Genomic DNA, 18,666 nt, shown 5'->3' on the forward strand with positions numbered 1-18,666 from the left:
AAGGTGGGAACGACACCGCGCAGGCGCCGCCCGGTCGCCACGTCGAAGGTCTCGACACGGCTGCGCTTCGGCGGCCGTGCCGGGAACGTCCGCCCCGGCTCATGCGGGACCGGCTCGCTCGGAACGGGCTTTCGGGCCGGGCGTCCTCGGACCCCGGGCGTCCTCGAACCGACGGTCTCCGAGCCGGGCATCTTCGAGCAGAGCGCTTTCGAGCAGAGCGCTTTCGGGCCGGGTGTCTTCGAGCCGGGCGTTTGAGTAGAGCGTCACAACCACCCGGCGTCGCGGGCGATCCGCACGGCGTCGAGGCGGTTGCGGGCCTGGGTCTTGCTGATGATCCGCGACAGGTGGTTTCGGACCGTTCCCACGGAGAGGAAGAGCTGGTCGGCGATCTCGTTGGACCGCGCCCCCAGGGCCGCCAGCCGCAGCACGTCCAGCTCCCGTCGGGTCAGCGGGTTCTCCGCCGACTCCAGGGCGGCGACCGCGAGCTCGGAGTCGATCGCCCGTCTCCCGGCGGCCACCCGCCGCACGCCGTCGGCGAGCTGCTCGGGCTGTACGTCCAGGCTCATGAATCCGAGCGCGTGCACCGAGAAGGCCCGCCGTACCTGGCCGGCGCTGGGGTGGCGCGACAGCAGGAGCGTCCGGCAGGACGGGACGTCCTCGTGCAGCCGGAGCGCGACGGCGAAGCCGTCGACGTCGGGCAGATCCAGATCGACGACCGCCGCGTCGGGACGGTGTCGCAGCACGGCGGGCAGTACCTCCTCGCCGCGCTCGACATCCGCCACCACCTTGAGGTCCGACTCGCACGCCAACGAGGCCACCAAGCCCCGTCGGACCAGCGGCAGGTGCTCGGCAATCAGGATCCCGATCAAAAGTTTCCCCCCAGCGCCTCTCATAGGGTGACCGCACGATCGCTTACTGTCAACGAAGTGTCCCTATTCGGTCAACCCCGCGCAAGAGTCTTGATCCGGAGGGTCCGTCTCTGTGGCACTCTGGAACCACGGAGCGTGGGTTAGTCTCCATTGGAAGCCGCCCGCACATAAACGACCGGGGAGTACGACCTGTGAGCTGGCTCGTCGGGGTCCTCATCATCCTCCTGGGACTCATGGTCTCGATCGGACTGCACGAGATCGGCCATCTGGTGCCCGCCAAGCTCTTCGGCGTCAAGGTCACCCAGTACATGGTCGGCTTCGGCCCCACGCTGTGGTCGCGCCACAAGGGTGAGACCGAGTACGGCGTCAAGTGGCTCCCCTTCGGCGGCTACATCCGGATGATCGGCATGCTGCCGCCCCGGCCCACCGACGCGCCGGGCACGCTGCGCTCGGTCTCCACCGGGCCGTGGCAGGGCCTCATCGAGAACGCCCGCGACGCGGCGATGGAGGAGGTCCGCCCCGGCGACGAGGACCGGGTCTTCTACCGCAAGCCCTGGTGGCAGAAGGTCATCGTCATGTCGGGCGGCCCGGCGATGAACTTCGTGCTGGCGTTCGTGCTGTTCGCCGTCGTGATGATGGGCTTCGGCGTCGCCGTCCAGAAGAACCAGATCTCCTCGGTCCCGCAGTGCGTCAAGACCTCCGCCGAGATCGCGAAGAACCCCGGGGCCGGGTGCGCGGCGACCGACAGGCCCAGCCCGGCCGCCGCGGCGGGGCTGCGCGCCGGTGACGTCCTGGTGTCGGTGGCGGGCAGGCCCGTCGCGAGCTGGGACGCCGCGACGCGGGCCATCCGTTCCCACGGCGCCGGCCCGCTGGCGATCGGCATCGAGCGGGACGGCCGGCCGATGACCGTGACCGCGAACCTCATCGCCCAGGACCGCGAGTCGCTGGACGAGCCCGGGAAGATCGACAAGGGCGTCGGTTACCTCGGGGTCAGCCCGGTGGTCGTCACCGAGCGGCAGAGCCTCGGCGCGGTCGCCTCCCACATGTGGGACACCACCTCGCTGACGGCGGGCGCGCTGCTGCGCTTCCCGGAGAAGATGGTCGGCGTCTGGAACGCCGCCTTCTCCGGCCAGGAGCGCGACAAGAACGGCCCGGTGGGCATCGTCGGCGTCGGCCGCATGGGCGGGGAGATCGTGGCCTCCTCGGCCCCGCTGGAGAGCAAGGTCGTCATCTTCATCAACCTGCTGGCCGTCTTCAACCTGGCGATCGGCATGTTCAACCTGATCCCGCTGCTCCCGCTGGACGGCGGCCACATCGCCGGCGGGCTGTGGGAGGGCCTGAAGCGGGGCTTCGCCCGTGTGACGCGCCGTCCCGCCCCCTCCCACGTGGACATCGCCAAGGCGCTCCCGCTCACCTACGCCATCGCCCTGGTGATGATCGTCATGGCCGGCCTGCTGGCGTACGCCGACGTCTTCAACCCGATCCGCCTGCTGGGTTGATCTTTCGTGACCATCCGTCCCGTACGGCGCGCCGCGGGCGGGCCGTACCCGCCGTAGGGGTACGCCGTGAACGACCGGACGCCGGGAGCGGCGATCGACGTGGCGCTGTTCCGGCTGCGCCGGATCTGGGCCCGGCCGCTGCGTGGCCGCCGGGCGGGTGAGCCGCCCCGGCCGGTGCAGATGTCGAACGTGATGGTCGTGCACGCGGTGCACAAGCTGAGCCTGGACGTCCCCGAGGTGACCGTGGGCGCCGTCGCCGAGCAGCTCGACGTGGACCCGTCCACCGCCAGCAGGCTCGTCAACGACGCGATCGGCGCGGGTCTGGTGGCACGGGAGGAGTCGGCGGTGGACGCCCGGCGGGCCCGTCTCGTGCTGAGCGAGCGTGGCCGCCGGGTGCTGGAGGTGGTCGTCCGCTACCGGCGGACCTACCTGGACGGCCTGATCGCCGACTGGACGGAGGCCGACCGCGAGGCGTTCGCCCGGCTGCTCGCCCGTTTCGCAGAGGCGGCCGTCGCCCGCCCGGCCGACCTGGCCGGCCTGGACCGGATGGTCGCCGAGGCGGCGGGGACGACGGACGTGGCCGTCACCCGCCCGTGACGCCGCCGATCCCGCCGGGTCCGTCGGTACGCCGGGAGACGTCCGGCCGGGTCCGTCAGTGCATCGAGATGTGGACGTGGTCGAAGTGGTTGGCGGTGACGCCGCCGCGGTCGGACATGGCGTGCCAGCCGGTGCCGCTGTTGATCCGCTGACGCCAGATCACGTACTTCACCCCGAGCCGGGTCCTGTTCTTGAGGGCCCAGGCGGCGATCTCGTCGCCGAGCCCGACGTGGCCCGCCGTGGGCGTCGATCCGCCGGTGCTCATCATGAAGTCGCAGGCCCGGCCCAGCGGGTGCTCGCCGCCGTCGTTCTCCGAGCGGTAGCAGCCGACCTCGTAGGGGAGGGTGAACCGCTTCCCGACCGCCTCGCGCATGATCCGGGTGCGGTCGGTGATGTTGTCGGAGCCGGTGGGCAGCTGGGGCGCCCAGCTGCCGTCGGTGCGCCGGCCCGAGCCCACGGGGACGAGCGCGTCGAGCTTCCGCCTGATGTCCGCGATGGCCTTCTCGGCGTCGCGGCGCCGGGCGGCCACGGCGTCACCCTCCTCGGCGATCCGGCCGGTGAGCCGGGCGGCCTCCTCGGCCGCCCGGCCGCGCAGGTCCCGGCTCTGGGCGAAGGTCCGGAGGTGCGCGCCCTGCTGGGCGGCGAGCTGGGCGGTGACCGCCGCGCCGTCCATCCGGGGGGCGGTCAGCAGGGAGGGCAGGTCGCTCCCGCCCCCCTGCTGGCCGCCCTGGTACTGGAGGCTGGCGATGCCGGCGACCTGCTTCCTGGCCTCCGCGTAGGCGCGTTCGGCCTCGGCCAGGGCGGCCCTGGCCCGGCTCTCGGCCTGCCGGGCCTCGCGCAGCGACTCCCGTTTGGCCGCGTAGTCCTCGATGAGCCCGTCGACCTTCTCGGTGAGCTTCGCCAGGTCGGCGCGCAGTTCGGACTCGGACGGCTTGGGGTCGGCGCCGGCGGGCCCGCCGGCGAGGACGAACACCAGGGCCGAGACCGCGGAGACGGTCATGGCCGCACGGCGACGGGACGTGGGGGACGGGGCCGCCACGGCTCTCCTCTCCTACCGCCTACCGGGTTAGCTGACGGGTTCGGGCGGGAGAGAGCCCTTCCACCGAAGTGGATTCACCCCGGGTGCGGTGGTTCCCCGGCTCCCGGGCGACGCACCCGGAATTAGGCATATCGGACATTAAGTCCAATGGGTGAGGATAGTAATGGTAAACGGACGGTCACGCGACCCCGTCCCGTGACCGTCCGCCGGTCATTCCCCGACCAGGGACCGCAGACGGCGGGCCGTGTCCTCCGGCAGCACGTCGTTGACGAAGGCGCCCATGGCGGACTCCGACCCGGCCAGATACTTCAGCTTGTCGGGCGCCCGGCGGATGCTGAACACCTCCAGGTGGGCGTACGACAGATCCCGGCCGGTGTGCACCGGCGCCTGGTGCCAGGCCGCCACGTACGGCAGGGGCACACCGAAGAACCCGTCCAGGGCGCGCAGCACCCGGGTGTACAGGGGGCCGAACGCCGCCCGCTCGGCGGCCTCCAGCGACCCCAGGCCGGGAACCCGGCGATGGGGGTAGAGGTGGACCTCGACCGGCCAGCGCGCCGCGGCCGGCACGAACGCCGTCCAGTGCTCGTTGGCGGCGACCACGCGGACGCCCGCCTCCCGCTCGGCGGCCAGCACGTCGGCGAACAGGTTGCCGCCGGTCCGCCTCCGGTGCCGCTCGGCCGCCTCCAGGGACAGCCGGGTCCGGGGGGTCACGTAGGGGTAGGCGTAGATCTGGCCGTGCGGGTGGGCCAGGGTGATGCCGATCTCGGGGCCCCGGTTCTCGAAGCAGAAGACCTGCTCCACCCCGGGCAGCGCCGACAGCTCCGCCGTACGGTCGATCCACGCCTCCATGACCAGATCGACCTGCTCGGGGGACAGCCGCGAGAAGGAGGAGCCGTGGTCGGAGGTGAAGCACACCACCTCGCACCGCCCGGTCCCCGGGCGGACCTCGCTCAGCCCGCCGACCGGAACGGCGTCGACCGGCTGGCCGGAGAAGGACGGGAAGCGGTTCTCGAAGACCACGACGTCGTAGTCGGATGAGGGGATCTCGGTGAGCCGGCCGGGGGCCGAGGGGCACAGCGGGCACTCGTCGGCCGGAGGCAGGAACGTGCGGCTCTGGCGGTGCCCGGCCACCGCGATCCACTCCTCGGTGAGAGGGTCGTAGCGCAGCTCGGAGGCCGGGGGACGGGGCGGCAGGTCGCGCAGGTCGGCCGCGCTCCGGTCGGCGTCGTCCCGCCGGTCGAAGTAGAGCAGCTCGCGGCCGTCGGCCAGGTGGGTGATCGTGCGTTTCATGAGCTCACCGTCTCGTTCCGCTGGTGGGGGTCGGTGATGATCAGTTCGCCCACCTGGGACGCCAGCTCCTCGCGGGCCTCCTCCGGCAGGCCGGAGTCGCTGACCACGACGTGCGCCTCGGCCAGCCCGGCGATCGTGCTGATGCCGACCGTGTCCCACTTGGTGTGGTCGGCCGGCACCACCAGCCGGTGCGCCGAGGCGACCAGCTCGCGGTCGGTCTCGGCCTCCAGCAGGTTGGGCGTGGTGAACCCGGCGCGCACGCTCATCCCGTGCACGCCGAGGAAGAGGGTGTCCACGTGCAGCCTACGGATCGCCGCGACCGCGACCGGGCCGACCAGCGCGTCGGAGGGCGTGCGGACGCCGCCGGTCAGCACGACGGTGCGGTCGGCGCGGGGGGAGCGGTGGAAGACGTCGGCGACCCCGATCGAGTTGGTGATCACCGTCAGGTCGGGCACGTCGGTCAGGAAGCGGGCGAGCGTCCAGGTGGTGGTCCCGGCGGAGAGCGCCACGGCCGTGCCCGGCCGTACCAGCCGGGCCGCCCGCCGGGCGATCGCCTCCTTCTCCGGCTGCTGGCGCGCCGACTTGGCGGCGAACCCCGGTTCCTCGGTGGAGCCGGGCCCGGCGACGGTGGCGCCGCCGTGGACCTTCGCCACCAGCCCGCGCTCGGCCAGCACCTCCAGGTCCCGGCGGATCGTCATGTCCGACACCCCGAGCTCACGCACCAGGTCGGCGACCCGGGCGCCGCCGCTCGTGCGTACCCGGTCCAAGATCGCCTGCCGCCGCTGCTGGGCGAGCATTGACCACCCCTTAAATCACCAGATTCCAGCAAATTACCACAACCATGGTAGTTGGAAGATGTTGGAACCTGGTGGATGGGAGTGGCCCGCGGGCGGGCCCGGCAGGTGTTCCCGCCGGGCGGCGGACGGAGGCCGTCCGCGAACGGATCTAGCCGTCGTCTCCGGCGGGCCGGGGCGGGCGGCCCCAGGCCGCAAGGAGACGGGTCTGCGCGTCGGTGCCCGCGGGGACGGGCCGCTGCTCCCCGATGACCCCGGCCTGCCGGTAGCCCTTCTCCGCGTCGGCGAACCAGGCCGCGCAGGCGTCGACCAGCTCCGGGTCGAGCCGCTCGTCGGCGCCGATGGCCCGGGCGAGGTCCCAGGTGTGGATTAGGACGTCGGCGAACAGCTCCGCGACGTACTCGCCGCCGGGCGCGTCGCCGAACGACAGGTGGACGAAGCGGGTGAGCGCCCCGTCCTCGAACACGGCCTGCACGGCCGCGGTGGCGGAGGTGTCGAACGCCTTCAGCGCGTCGTCGCCGAGCATGTCGCCGTCCAGGGCGTCACCGGTCTCGCCCATGGTCCGGCCGGCCAGCAGCAGGGGGACCCAGCGGCTCTCCCTGACCACGTGGTCGACCAGGGTGCGGACGTCCCAGTCCACGCACGGGGTGGGACGCCCCCACTGCCCGGGCCCGATCCGGTGGACGAGAGCGCCGAAGTCGTCCAGCGCTCGGCGGTAGGCCTCGCGTATGTCGATGCTCATCATGTCCTCCCCGATCCTCACCTCGACCGTAACTCCCGCGGGACGAGTAGTCATCGCGTCCCGTGGGCACGGCTCCGGCGGGGCCGGGGAACAGGGCCGGGGAGACCCTAGGGCAGGCGCTGCTCCACCCAGACGATCTTGCCGTCCGGGGTCGGGCGGGTGCCCCAGCGGTGCGCGAGCCAGTTGATCAGATGCAGGCCGCGGCCGGTGTCGTCGTCGCTGCCCGCCTCACGCATGACCGGCGGCAGCGGAGAGCGGTCGGCCACCTCGCACACCAGCGAGGGGCCGCGCAGCAGGCGCACCTCGACGATGCCCGAGCCGTGCTTGATGGCGTTGGTGACCAGCTCGCTGATCATGAGCTCGGTGGCGTCGGCGATCGGGTCCAGCCGCCACTCCGACAGCGTCGCGCGCACGAGGCGGCGGGCCTGGGCGGCGGAGCGCGGGTCGGGGGTGAGCGTGAGCTGCGCCAGGTCCTCCTCGCCCAGCTCCCGCACCCTGGCCAGCAGGAGCGCGATGTCGTCGCGCTCGTGCCCGGGGCGCTGGGCCTCGATCGTGAGGTCGCAGACCGCCTCCAGGTCCGGGTTCTGATCGGCCAGCAGGTCGCAGACCATGCCGATCCCCTCGTCGATGTCCCGGTCGCGGCTCTCCACCAGGCCGTCGGTGTAGAAGGCGAGGACGGCGCCGTGCGGCAGGACGAGCTCGCGCATCTCCACCAGTTCGTTGCCGATGCCGAGGGGCAGCCCGGGGGGCAGTTCCAGCGGCTCGGCCCCGCCGCCGGGCCGTACCAGGACCGGCGGGACGTGTCCCGCCGAGGCGATCGCACAGGTCCGCGTGACGGGGTCGTAGGTGGCGTAGACGCACGTCGCGATCTGGCTGCCGTCCAGGTCCTGGCTCATCCGGTTGAGTCGGAACAACACCTCGGCGGGGGTGAGGTCGAGGCTGGCGAGCGTGCGGGCGGCCGTGCGGAGCTGGCCCATCGTGGCCGCGGCCCTGATCCCGTGCCCCATCACGTCGCCCACGACGAGGGCCACCCGGCATCCGGGTAGCTGGATCACGTCGTACCAGTCGCCGCCCACCCCGACCAGGTCGCTCGCGGGCAGGTAGCGGGAGGCGACCGTCAGGCCCAGGGGCTGCTGGAGGTCGACCGGGAGCAGGCTGCTCTGCAGGGTGAGCGCGGTGCGCCGCTCGCGGTTGTAGAGCCGGGCGTTGTCGAGGCAGACGGCGGTCCTCGCCGCCAGCTCCTCGGCGAGGTTGATGTCCTGCTCCTCGAACGGCTCGCTGTCCGGCCTGCGGGTGAAGACGACGAAGCCGAGCACCTGGCCGCGCGCCTTCAGCGGCACGACCAGGAACGAGCTGTCCTCCAGCACCCTGGCCACCGTGTCGCGCTTGGCGAACCGCCCGATCTCCTCGGAGGTCCGGCGGCCCAGCCGGGGGTAGAGGATCGGGTTGCCGGTGGCCATGCACCTGGCGTACGGGGTCCAGGCGTCGTAGACGACGACCTCGTCCACCGGGAACGCGTCGGCGTACTCGCCGGGCGATGAGCTGGACACCCCGACCGCGATCCGCCGGACCGGCACCGACCCGTCGACGGCGCGCTGGGGGGACTCCCCCTCGGCCACCAGCCGGTCCTGCACCAGGATGCCGGCCGCGTCGGCGAACCGCGGCACGGCGACGTTCATCAGCTCCCTGCCGGTCTCGAACATGTCGAGGGTGCTGCCGATCCGCTTGCTCGCCGCGTTGAGCAGCGACAGCTGCTCGTTCATGGAGGCGGGGCTGCTCATCCGGGGGATCGCGGTGGCCGGGTCCTTGGTGACGAAGCGGCGGTTCACGCGTTCCGCCGGAGGGGAGCCGTGGTCCGCCGGGTGGCCGGGCCGCCCGCGGGTGGATCCCAGGACCGTCCGCGGGGTCCGCCGGACCCGGCTGTGGGCGGACTGGAGGGTGAGAGGCGCGCGGCGTGGGGGAGCCCGCCGTGCTCACCGCTGATGATGACGCCGTCGGACCTCGTCACGTTCCCCTCCACGAACTCGGCTACGTCCAAAGAAGAATGGTAAGGAACGATCTAGGGTCTAGGCTCATTTTTGCCGGAGATTTCGGATTATTCGCCGTATGAGTCTTGTGACGCCTGTACGGCGCGGCGCGGTGTTTCGCATCCCGTGCCCCTTGGCCCGGGGACGGCCCGGAGGGCCCTTCCCCAGGCCAGGGCGGAACCCTCCCGGCTCCCGGCCGCCGCAGTCCGTACGGCCCGGCCCGCCGTACGGATTGCGCCGTGAGCGCACGGGCCGGATGGATTTCGCGAGAGGGACGGCGGGGCGGAGGATGGGAGAACACCCCGGAAAAGCGGAAGGCCAGGCCGTCCCGCATGGGATGACCTGGCCTTCCGTAATTCGGAGCGGACGACGGGAATCGAACCCGCGTAGCCAGTTTGGAAGACTGGGGCTCTACCATTGAGCTACGTCCGCACGAGCCGGTGCCGGTCTGGTCTAGACTTCATCCGGTCGTCAGGGCGTAATCGTACCGGAGTTCCGGACCGTGCGCGCACTCGGCGAACCGGGGTGTGGCGCAGCTTGGTAGCGCACCTGCTTTGGGAGCAGGGGGCCGCAGGTTCAAATCCTGTCACCCCGACCACGGCCGGGGCCGATCCGTACGGGTCGGCCCTTTCCCGTTCGATTTCCGTTCGACGGGGTCGGGCGGGGTCCGTGCGGCCCGGTCGGCGCGCCGGCCCCCGGGGTCCGCGGGTCCCGCCGGACCGTGATCCGGCCGGGCGAGGGTCAGTCGGTCCCGCTGAAGACGGCCCAGACGGCCTTGCCGCCGCGGGCGAGGTGGTCCCATCCCCAGCACCTGCTGTAGGTCTCCACGATGTAGAGACCGCGGCCGTTCTCGGAGATGAAGTCGGGCTCCTTGGGCGTGGGCGCCTCGTCGCTCGGGTCGGCCACGGCGAGGACGACGTGCGCCGAGATGCGCATCAGCATCAGCGTGATCGGGGTGGCGTCGACACGGACGGGCGGGCACAGCGAGTAGCGGACCGCGTTGGTCACCAGTTCCGAAACCACTAGCGCTGCGTCGTCACCCAGTTCTGACATACCCCAGTGGCGCAGCGTCGAGCGGGTCACGTCCCGCGCGGTCTTGACGGAGTCGGCCTGAGGGGGGAGCGGGCACGCGGTGGCGTCGGAGCCGTCGAGCCGATCGGCCAGAAGGAGATCGTCGAAGCTGACCTCGCGGGTCGCCCGCAGGTAGTCGGTAGCCGATTCTGGCTCCTCAACCATCCTGCCGGTGCCTCCCGCCGCCATTGCCATCTCCGTACTGCCTGGTGCTGCCTGTGAATTGTCAGAGCTTGTGCACCTTAAGCCCAATATGCACTAGGCCATCATGAGTCACCGGGCCGCCCCCTGCAAGACCCAAATGCACGTGCAGTTGCAGCGTGCAGCCGCATCTTCGATTCTTGCGGGATGCTCGTTGAATCGGCCACGGCGTTGGACCTTGTCATGACGGCCGGAAGTGATGACACTGTGTGCGCTGGCCCAAGTGCACAGGGAGGCGAAGTGACGCAGATCCACCCGGGATCGGGTCCGACAGCTCTGCGTATCCTTTTGGGCTCCCAACTGCGCCGGCTGCGTGAGACCCGGGGTCTCTCCCGCGAGGAGGCGGGCCATCTGATCCGGGGCTCCGAATCCAAGATCAGCAGGATGGAGCTCGGCCGGGTCGGACTGCGGGAGCGCGACGTCGCCGACCTGCTGACCTTCTACGGCGTCGAGGACGAGCAGGCACGCTCGGCGGTCATGGACCTCCTGTCCCGGGCCAACGAGCCGGGGTGGTGGCACCGCTTCAACGACCTGCTGCCCTCGTGGTTCCAGACCTACGTCGGGCTGGAGGAGGCCGCCTCCCGGATCCGCACCTACGAGGTCCAGTTCGTGCCCGGCCTGCTCCAGACCAAGGAGTACGCCAGGGCGGTCATCACCGCGGGAAGCGCCGGCGTCGGGCCCGAGGAGATCGAACGCCGCGTCGACCTTCGGACGGAGCGCCAGAAGGTGCTCGACCGGCCCGACGGGCCGTTCTTCTGGGCGGTCATCGACGAGGCGGCGCTGCGCCGCCCCATCGGCGGCGCCGACGTGATGCGGGCCCAGCTGGAGCACCTGCTGGAGCTCATGCGGCGGCCGAACGTCACGATCCAGGTCATGCCGTTCAGCTTCGGCGGCCACAGCGCCGAGGGCGGCGCCTTCAGCGTGCTGCGCTTCGCCGACCCCGACCTGCCCGACGTGGTCTACGTCGAGCAACTCGCCAGTGCCCTCTACCTCGACAAGCGGGAAGAGGTGGACCGTTACAGCGAGGTCATGGAACGCCTGTGCGCCGTCAGCACCACCCCGGACGAGACGACCGACATCCTGCGGCGCATCATCAAGGAGAACTGAACGACCACCGGTCGCTCTGTGGTGCGCGACTGCCTTAGACTGGCCAGCGGCGCTGGACACCCGCCACGGTGGATCATGCCCTCACGGCTTGCCTGTCTCAAAGGCTGTGCCCCGCGCCGCTCATGTGGGCGCGGCGCGCGAGCTTGCCGCGGTAGCCGTACGACTTGACGCGCCCGCGATCACTCGAAGCTTGATCAAGGAGACCACCCCGTGAAGACCGCTGTCGAGGAGCTCAGCCCGACCCGGGTCAAGCTCACTGTCGAGGTGCCGTTCGAGGAGCTCGGCGAGAGCATGAAGGCGGCGTACAAGAAGGTCGCGCAGCAGGTGCGCGTCCCCGGATTCCGCCCCGGCAAGGTTCCGGCCCGCATCATCGAGCAGCGCTTCGGCCGCGCGGTGGTGCTGGAGGAGACCCTCAACGACGCGGTGCCGAAGCTGTACGGCCAGGCCGTCGACGAGAGTGAGATCTTCCCGGTCAGCCAGCCGGACATCGAGGTCACCAAGATCGACGATGGCGAGCAGGTCGAGTTCACCGCCGAGGTCGACGTCCGCCCGAACTTCGACGTCCCCGACTACCAGGGCATCGAGGTGACCGTCCCGGTCGCCGAGGTGAGCGACGAGGACGTCGAGGCCCAGCTGGACGGCCTCCGCCAGCGCTTCGCCACGCTCACCGGCGTCGAGCGCCCCGCCGCCGCCGGCGACTACGTCGTCATGGACCTCGCCGCCGCGATCGACGGCAGGAACATCGAGGAGCAGCAGGCCAACGACGTCTCCTACGAGGTCGGCGCCGGATCGGTGCTCCAGGGCCTCGACGACGCCCTGGCCGGCATGTCCGCCGGTGACGTCAAGGAGTTCACCACGAACCTGGTCGGCGGCGAGAACGCCGGCGAGGAGGCCGTGGTCACGATCACCATCAAGAACGTCAAGGAGAAGGTCCTCCCCGAGCTCGACGACGAGTTCGCGCAGCTCGCCAGCGAGTTCGACACCCTCGACGAGCTCAAGGCCAGCATCCGCGAGCAGGGCCGCCGCAACAAGCTGATCGAGCAGGTCGTCCAGGCCCGCGAGAACGCCCTCGACGCCCTCCTCGCCCAGATCGACATCCCGCTTCCGGAGAGCGCCCTCAAGGCCGAGGTCGACAACCGCAAGCACAACCTGGAGCACCAGATCGCGGAGAGCGGCCTGAGCAAGGAGGCGTTCTTCCGCCTCTACCAGACCACCGAGGAAGAGCGGAACGCCGAGTTCGACGAGAGCGCCGCCAAGGCCCTCAAGACCGGCTTCGTCCTCGACAAGATCGTCAAGGCCGAGGAGATCGGCGTCAGCGAGCAGGAGCTGACCAACTTCGTGGTGCGCCGCGCCATGCAGATGAACGTCGCCCCGAACGTGCTCGCCCAGCACCTCGCCGACAACGACCAGCTCACCCTCGCCATGGTCGAGATCGTCCGTGACAAGGCCAAGAGCCTGGTCGGCGACGCCGCCAAGGTGACCGACGAGGCCGGCAACGAGGTCGACCTCAAGGCCATCTACGCCGAGATCAACGCCGAGGAGGCCGGCGAGGAGCCCGCCGCCGAGGAGACCGTCGCGGAGCAGGCCGACGAGGCCGCCGGGAAGTAACCGCCGACGCGCGCCACGCGGCGCCCCACCGTGCCCGGCACGGTGGGGCGCCGCCGTCTTCGCCGGAACCCCCGCGGACCACGGCCGGGACACCCCGTACGGGGCGTCCCGGCAGCGGGGCGAGCATGCGCCGTCAGCGAACAGCAGCGGGAGGGGGCATGTCCGGTGGGCGGCGCGCGTTAAGGTCACAAGCAAAGCCACAATCGATTACGACGCATCGGAAGGTGACGCTGTGACCAGCCCGCCGACCATTTACCAGCCGACCGGCTCCGGGCCTGAGTCGATGAGCCAGCCGACCGGCTCGTTCAGGCTCGAAGACCAGCTCTACCAGCGGCTGCTGCGTGAGCGCATCATCGTGCTGGGCACCCAGGTCAACGACGAGATCGCCAACCGGATCTGTGCCGAGCTGCTTCTGCTCGCGGCCGACGACGGCGAGCGCGACATCTGGCTCTACATCAACTCGCCCGGTGGGTCCGTGACCGCCGGTATGGCGATTTACGACATGATGGAATACGTGCCCAACAACGTGTGCACGGTCGCGATGGGCCTGGCCGCCTCCATGGGCCAGTTCCTCCTCTGCGCCGGCGAGCGCGGCAAGAGGTTCGCCCTGCCGCACGCCCGCATCATGATGCACCAGCCGTCCGGAGGCATCGGGGGCACCGCCGCCGACATCGCCATCCAGGCCGAGCAGATGCTCTACGTCAAGAAGACCCTCGCCGAGCGGATCGCCTTCCACACCGGACAGCCGATCGACCAGATCGAGGCCGACTCCGACCGCGACCGCTGGTTCACGGCCGAGGAGGCCAAGGACTACGGCTTCATCGACCACGTCGTCCGCAGCGCCCGGCAGGTGCCCTCCACGGGCCCCGTCTCCTGAAGGGGAACAAGGTGAGTGAGTTGATCCGGCCGGGAGACATCAACGGCCGTTATGTCCTTCCCTCCTTCGTCGAGCGCACCTCGTACGGCATGAAGGAGATGAACCCGTACAACAAGCTGTTCGAGGACCGCATCATCTTCCTCGGCGTGCAGGTGGACGACGCCTCGGCCAACGACGTCATGGCGCAGTTGCTGACGCTGGAGTCGCTCGATCCCGACCGCGACATCAGCATGTACATCAACTCGCCCGGCGGGTCGTTCACCGCCATGATGGCGATCTACGACACGATGCAGTTCGTCCGGCCGGAGATCCAGACGGTCTGCCTCGGCCAGGCGGCCTCGGCGGCGGCGATCCTGCTGGCCGGCGGCACGCCCGGCAAGCGGTTCGGCCTGCCGAACGCCCGGATGCTGATCCACCAGCCCTCCACCGAGGGCGGCGGCCAGGGCAGCGACATCGAGATCCAGGCGCGTGAGATCCTCCGTATGCGCACGCAGATGGAGGAGATCCTGTCGCGGCACACCGGCCGGACGGCCGAGCAGATCCGCAAGGACATCGAGCGCGACAAGATCCTCGATTCCGAGGAGGCGAAGGCGTACGGGCTGATCGACGACATCATCCCGTCCCGCAAGAAGCTGGCCAAGGCCGTAGCTTCCTAGTGGGGTCCACCGCACCGGAACGGTGCCTAATTGGGCACGTTCCGGTGCGACTCGCCGCCAGGGGGCTCACTGAGGGCCCAGAAGACGGTAACGTCGAAACCTGAGCGGGATGACTTTTCGCACCGGGTATCGGGCCGGTCGGAAGAAACGGACCGCGGAAGCCAGGGCGGTCCCACGCAAAGGAGTATCTGGGGTGGCACGCATCGGCGACGGGGGAGACCTGCTGAAGTGCTCTTTCTGTGGGAAGAGCCAGAAGCAAGTCAAGAAGCTCATCGCCGGACCCGGCGTATACATCTGCGATGAGTGCATCGATCTCTGCAACGAGATCATCGAAGAGGAGCTCAGCGAGTCCTCCGAGCTCAAGTGGGACAGTCTCCCCAAGCCGCGGGAGATCTACGAGTTCCTCGACGCCTACGTCATCGGCCAGGACCAGTCGAAGAAGGCCCTGTCGGTGGCGGTCTACAACCACTACAAGCGGGTGCAGTCCGGCGACCGCGGCCGCGACGACGGCCTGGAGCTGGCCAAGTCCAACATCCTGCTCCTGGGCCCGACCGGCTCGGGCAAGACGCTGCTCGCCCAGACGCTGGCGAAGATGCTCAACGTGCCCTTCGCCATCGCCGACGCCACCGCGCTGACCGAGGCGGGCTACGTCGGCGAGGACGTCGAGAACATCCTCCTCAAGCTGATCCAGGCCGCCGACTACGACGTCAAGAAGGCCGAGACCGGCATCATCTACATCGACGAGGTCGACAAGATCGCCCGCAAGAGCGAGAACCCGTCGATCACCAGGGACGTCTCCGGGGAAGGCGTCCAGCAGGCACTCCTGAAGATCCTGGAAGGCACCACGGCGAGCGTGCCGCCCCAGGGCGGGCGCAAGCACCCGCACCAGGAGTTCATCCAGATCGACACCACCAACGTGCTGTTCATCTGCGGCGGCGCCTTCGCCGGCCTGGAGAAGATCATCGAGTCCCGCATCGGCCGCAAGGGCATCGGATTCAACGCGATCATCCACTCCAAGGACGACATCGACGCCTCCGACATCTTCAAGGACGTCATGCCGGAGGACCTGCTGAAGTTCGGCATGATCCCCGAGTTCGTCGGCCGCCTCCCGGTCATCACCAGCGTGCACAACCTCGACCGCGACGCCCTGATCCAGATCCTCACCGAGCCGCGCAACGCCCTGGTGAAGCAGTACCGCAGGCTCTTCGAGCTGGACAACGTCGAGCTGGAGTTCAGCGACGACGCCCTGGGCGCCATCGCCGACCAGGCGATCCTGCGCGGCACCGGCGCCCGCGGCCTGCGGGCCATCCTGGAGGAGGTCCTCCAGTCGGTGATGTACGAGGTGCCCTCCCGCCAGGACGTGGCGCGGGTCGTCATCACCCGCGAGTCGGTCCTCGAGCACGTCAACCCGACCCTCGTGCCCCGCGACCAGCTCAACAAGCAGCAGCGCACGCCGCGCGAGAAGTCCGCGTAACCCGCGGTCGCCTGTACGGCACGGCGGCCGGCGAGACCGGGCCGCGACGCCCCCGGGGGAGGAATCCCGCGGGGGCGTCCTTTCGTTCCGGAGCCGGTCCGCTCGGGGCGATCCGGCCGGGTGGGAGACGACTCCGGAAAAGCCTGGAGCATCGACCACCCGGACGTCCCTAGAATTGGACACCGTGACGATGCCAGATCTGCCCACCCAGTACACCCCCGCCGACGTGGAGACCCGGAGCTACGAGCGCTGGGTATCGGAGGGACGCTTCACCGCGGACGCGAGCAGCGGGCGCGAGCCGTACAGCATCGTCCTGCCGCCGCCCAACGTGACCGGCGTCCTGCACATCGGTCACGCCCTCGACCACTCGATCCAGGACGCGCTGACCCGTCGCGCCCGCATGCGCGGCCAGGAGACGCTCTGGCTGCCGGGCATGGACCACGCGGGCATCGCCACCCAGAACGTCGTCGAGCGGGAACTCGCCAAGGAGGGCCTGTCCCGCCACGACCTCGGTCGCGAGGCCTTCGTCGAGCGTGTCTGGCAGTGGAAGGAAGAGTCCGGCGGCCGGATCCTCGGTCAGATGCGCAAGCTCGGCGACGGCGTCGACTGGACGCGTGAGCGTTTCACGATGGACCCCGGCCTCTCCCGCGCGGTTCAGACGATCTTCAAGAGGCTGTTCGACGACGGGCTCATCTACCGCGCCGAACGCATCATCAACTGGTGCCCGCGCTGCCTGACCGCGCTGTCGGACATCGAGGTGGAGCACAGCGACGACGAGGGCGAGCTCGTCTCGATCCGGTACGGCGACGGCGAGGACTCCATCGTCGTGGCCACGACCCGTGCCGAGACCATGCTCGGCGACACCGCGGTGGCCGTCCACCCGTCCGACGAGCGCTACGCCCACCTGGTCGGCCGCGAGGTCGAGCTCCCCCTCACCGGACGCCGCATCCCGGTGGTGGCCGACGAGCACGTCGATCCGGCCTTCGGCACCGGCGCCGTCAAGGTCACCCCCGCGCACGACCCCAACGACTTCGAGATCGGCCGCCGCCATTCGCTGCCGTCCCTGGCGGTGATGGACGAGCGCGGAGTGATCACCACGCACGGCCCCTTCCAGGGGCTCGACCGTTTCGAGGCCCGTCCGGCCGTGGTGGCCGCGCTGCGCGAGCAGGGCCGGATCGTCGAGGAGAAGCGCCCCTACCTCCACTCGGTCGGCCACTGCTCCCGCTGCAAGACCGTGGTGGAGCCGCGGCTGTCCCTGCAGTGGTTCGTCAACGTCTCACCCCTGGCCAAGGCCGCAGGTGACGCCGTCCGCGACGGCCAGACGAAGATCCACCCGCCGGAGCTGGCCAAGCGCTACTTCGACTGGGTCGACGACATGCACGACTGGTGCATCTCGCGCCAGCTCTGGTGGGGCCATCGGATCCCTGTCTGGTACGGCCCGGCCGGCGAGGTCGTCTGCGTCGGACCCAACGAGGAACCGCCCGCCGGATACGTCCAGGACCCCGACGTCCTCGACACCTGGTTCTCCTCGGGCCTGTGGCCGTTCTCGACCCTGGGCTGGCCGGACCGCACGCCCGAACTGGAGAAGTTCTACCCGACCTCCGTCCTGGTCACCGGCTACGACATCCTGTTCTTCTGGGTGGCCCGGATGATGATGTTCGGCCTCTACGCGATGGACGGCCGCCCGCCGTTCCACACGGTGGCCCTGCACGGCATGGTCCGGGACCAGTACGGCAAGAAGATGTCCAAGTCGTTCGGCAACGTGGTCGACCCGCTCGACTGGGTCGAGCGCTTCGGCGCCGACGCCACCCGGTTCACGTTGCTGCGCGGCGCCAACCCCGGCTCCGACGTGGCTATCAGCGAGGAGTGGGCCGGCGGCTCCCGCAACTTCTGCAACAAGATCTGGAACGCCACCCGTTTCGCCCTGATGAACGGCGCCGCGGTCGGCGAGCTTCCGGTCGACGAGCTGACGGCCGCCGACCGGTGGATCCTCTCGCGGCTCCAGAAGGTCGTGGCGGAGGTCGACGCCGCCTTCGAGGACTTCGAGTTCGCCAAGATCTCCGACATCCTCTACCACTTCGCGTGGGACGAGGTCTGCGACTGGTACGTCGAGCTGGCCAAGATCCAGCTCGCCGCCGGGCAGGAGCACACCCGGCTGGTGCTCGGCCACGTCTTCGACGCGCTGCTCCGGCTGCTGCACCCGCTGGTGCCGTTCGTCACCGAGGAACTGTGGCGGGCCCTCACCGGAAAGGACTCCATCGTGGTCGCGCCATGGCCGGCCGTCCAGGAGTCGCTTCGCGACGCCTCCGCCGAGGAGGAGATCCTCGCCGTCCAGGGCCTGGTGACCGAGGTCCGCAGGTTCCGTTCCGACCAGGGGCTCAAGCCCGGTCAGCGCGTCGCCGCGCGCCTGTCGCTCACCGGTACGGCTCTCGCCCCGCATGAGAGGGCCATCCGCGCGCTCCTCCGGCTCGACGAGCCGTCGGAGTCGTTCGCGGCCACCGCTCGTCTCGATGTGAACGGCATCGTGGTGGAGATCGACACCGCGGGGACGATCGACGTGGTCGCCGAGCGCAAGCGGCTGGAGAAGGACCTCGCGGCCGCCCGGAAGGAGGCCGCGCAGGTGGCCGCCAAACTGGGCAACGAGCAGTTCATGTCCAAGGCCCCCGACGAGGTGGTCGCCAAGGTCCGCGCCCGCGCGGCGCAGGCGGACCAGGACATCGACCGGCTCACCGCGCAGCTGGCCGCTCTTCCTGCCGGCTGCTCACCCGTGAGCGCGGCGGCCCGGAGATCGCCCGCCAGATCCTGCTCATGCCGA

At 70.2% G+C, this 18,666-nt stretch carries 16 protein-coding genes, 2 tRNA genes and 1 riboswitch; of the genes, 10 read left to right on the top strand and 8 right to left on the bottom strand.

Annotation, left to right across the window (positions count from 1 at the left end; translation table 11 throughout):
• A partial coding sequence (locus AB0D67_RS37465) for a hypothetical protein (protein WP_362946696.1) occupies window positions 1-255 on the top strand: 255 nt, incomplete at its 5' end.
• Window positions 256-263: 8 nt separating this feature from the next.
• Here the strand turns inward: AB0D67_RS37465 and AB0D67_RS37470 are convergent.
• Complete coding sequence (locus AB0D67_RS37470) at window positions 264-869, bottom strand: response regulator transcription factor (protein ID WP_362946699.1); 606 nt, start codon at window positions 867-869, stop codon at window positions 264-266.
• A 191-nt stretch (window positions 870-1,060) separates the two neighbouring features.
• Here AB0D67_RS37470 and AB0D67_RS37475 point away from each other — a divergent pair, with 191 nt between their 5' ends.
• Entirely contained in the window at window positions 1,061-2,368 is a 1,308-nt protein-coding gene (locus AB0D67_RS37475) for a site-2 protease family protein (RefSeq protein WP_362946702.1), read from the top strand.
• A gap of 66 nt (window positions 2,369-2,434) precedes the next feature.
• On the top strand, window positions 2,435-2,965 hold the full coding sequence (locus tag AB0D67_RS37480) for a MarR family winged helix-turn-helix transcriptional regulator (protein ID WP_362946705.1): 531 nt from the start codon (window positions 2,435-2,437) through the stop codon (window positions 2,963-2,965).
• A gap of 55 nt (window positions 2,966-3,020) precedes the next feature.
• On the opposite strand, the gene AB0D67_RS37485 is transcribed toward AB0D67_RS37480, so the two are convergent.
• From AB0D67_RS37485 to AB0D67_RS37510, 6 genes are all read right to left on the bottom strand, one after another.
• Entirely contained in the window at window positions 3,021-3,965 is a 945-nt protein-coding gene (locus AB0D67_RS37485; protein WP_362946707.1) for a hypothetical protein, read from the bottom strand.
• Window positions 3,966-4,006: 41 nt separating this feature from the next.
• Window positions 4,007-4,143, bottom strand: a riboswitch (cyclic di-AMP (ydaO/yuaA leader).
• Between the two features lie 71 nt (window positions 4,144-4,214).
• On the bottom strand, window positions 4,215-5,294 hold the full coding sequence (gene galT / locus AB0D67_RS37490) for a galactose-1-phosphate uridylyltransferase (RefSeq protein ID WP_362946710.1): 1,080 nt from the start codon (window positions 5,292-5,294) through the stop codon (window positions 4,215-4,217).
• The gene (locus tag AB0D67_RS37495) at window positions 5,291-6,091 is read right to left on the bottom strand and encodes a DeoR/GlpR family DNA-binding transcription regulator (protein WP_362946713.1); all 801 of its coding nucleotides are present in this window, start codon (window positions 6,089-6,091) and stop codon (window positions 5,291-5,293) included. The genes galT and AB0D67_RS37495 overlap by 4 nt, the downstream gene beginning before the upstream one ends.
• 148 nt (window positions 6,092-6,239) lie before the next feature.
• Window positions 6,240-6,830 carry a TIGR03086 family metal-binding protein gene (locus tag AB0D67_RS37500; protein ID WP_362946716.1) on the bottom strand — a complete coding sequence of 197 codons (591 nt, stop codon included), beginning with the start codon at window positions 6,828-6,830 and terminating at the stop codon, window positions 6,240-6,242.
• A gap of 107 nt (window positions 6,831-6,937) precedes the next feature.
• Entirely contained in the window at window positions 6,938-8,659 is a 1,722-nt protein-coding gene (locus tag AB0D67_RS37505) for a SpoIIE family protein phosphatase (protein WP_362946718.1), read from the bottom strand.
• A gap of 559 nt (window positions 8,660-9,218) precedes the next feature.
• Window positions 9,219-9,289: transfer RNA gene (locus tag AB0D67_RS37510), tRNA-Gly, on the bottom strand.
• Window positions 9,290-9,378: 89 nt separating this feature from the next.
• On the opposite strand from AB0D67_RS37510, the gene AB0D67_RS37515 reads away from it, so the two are divergent.
• A tRNA-Pro gene (locus tag AB0D67_RS37515) sits at window positions 9,379-9,455 on the top strand.
• Window positions 9,456-9,598: 143 nt separating this feature from the next.
• On the opposite strand, the gene AB0D67_RS37520 is transcribed toward AB0D67_RS37515, so the two are convergent.
• The gene (locus tag AB0D67_RS37520; protein ID WP_362946720.1) at window positions 9,599-10,093 is read right to left on the bottom strand and encodes an ATP-binding protein; all 495 of its coding nucleotides are present in this window, start codon (window positions 10,091-10,093) and stop codon (window positions 9,599-9,601) included.
• 276 nt (window positions 10,094-10,369) lie between these two features.
• On the opposite strand from AB0D67_RS37520, the gene AB0D67_RS37525 reads away from it, so the two are divergent.
• The 6 genes from AB0D67_RS37525 to AB0D67_RS37550 form a co-directional block, all read left to right on the top strand.
• Window positions 10,370-11,236 (top strand): helix-turn-helix transcriptional regulator, encoded by an 867-nt coding sequence (locus AB0D67_RS37525; protein WP_362946723.1) that lies wholly within the window; start codon window positions 10,370-10,372, stop codon window positions 11,234-11,236.
• A 210-nt stretch (window positions 11,237-11,446) separates the two neighbouring features.
• A complete protein-coding gene (gene tig, locus AB0D67_RS37530) occupies window positions 11,447-12,844 on the top strand; it encodes a trigger factor (RefSeq protein ID WP_362946726.1) in 1,398 nt (465 codons plus the stop codon).
• Window positions 12,845-13,127: 283 nt separating this feature from the next.
• Complete coding sequence (locus AB0D67_RS37535; RefSeq protein WP_362946732.1) at window positions 13,128-13,721, top strand: ATP-dependent Clp protease proteolytic subunit; 594 nt, start codon at window positions 13,128-13,130, stop codon at window positions 13,719-13,721.
• 11 nt (window positions 13,722-13,732) lie between these two features.
• Window positions 13,733-14,377 (top strand): ATP-dependent Clp protease proteolytic subunit, encoded by a 645-nt coding sequence (locus AB0D67_RS37540; protein WP_362946728.1) that lies wholly within the window; start codon window positions 13,733-13,735, stop codon window positions 14,375-14,377.
• A gap of 193 nt (window positions 14,378-14,570) precedes the next feature.
• Window positions 14,571-15,851 (top strand): ATP-dependent Clp protease ATP-binding subunit ClpX, encoded by a 1,281-nt coding sequence (gene clpX / locus AB0D67_RS37545; protein ID WP_362946730.1) that lies wholly within the window; start codon window positions 14,571-14,573, stop codon window positions 15,849-15,851.
• A 190-nt stretch (window positions 15,852-16,041) separates the two neighbouring features.
• Window positions 16,042-18,666 (top strand): valine--tRNA ligase (locus AB0D67_RS37550; protein ID WP_362946735.1); only part of this gene is annotated, 2,625 nt, incomplete at its 3' end.

Source organism: Streptosporangium sp. NPDC048047, from assembly GCF_040653115.1.
Taxonomy (GTDB): domain Bacteria; phylum Actinomycetota; class Actinomycetes; order Streptosporangiales; family Streptosporangiaceae; genus Streptosporangium.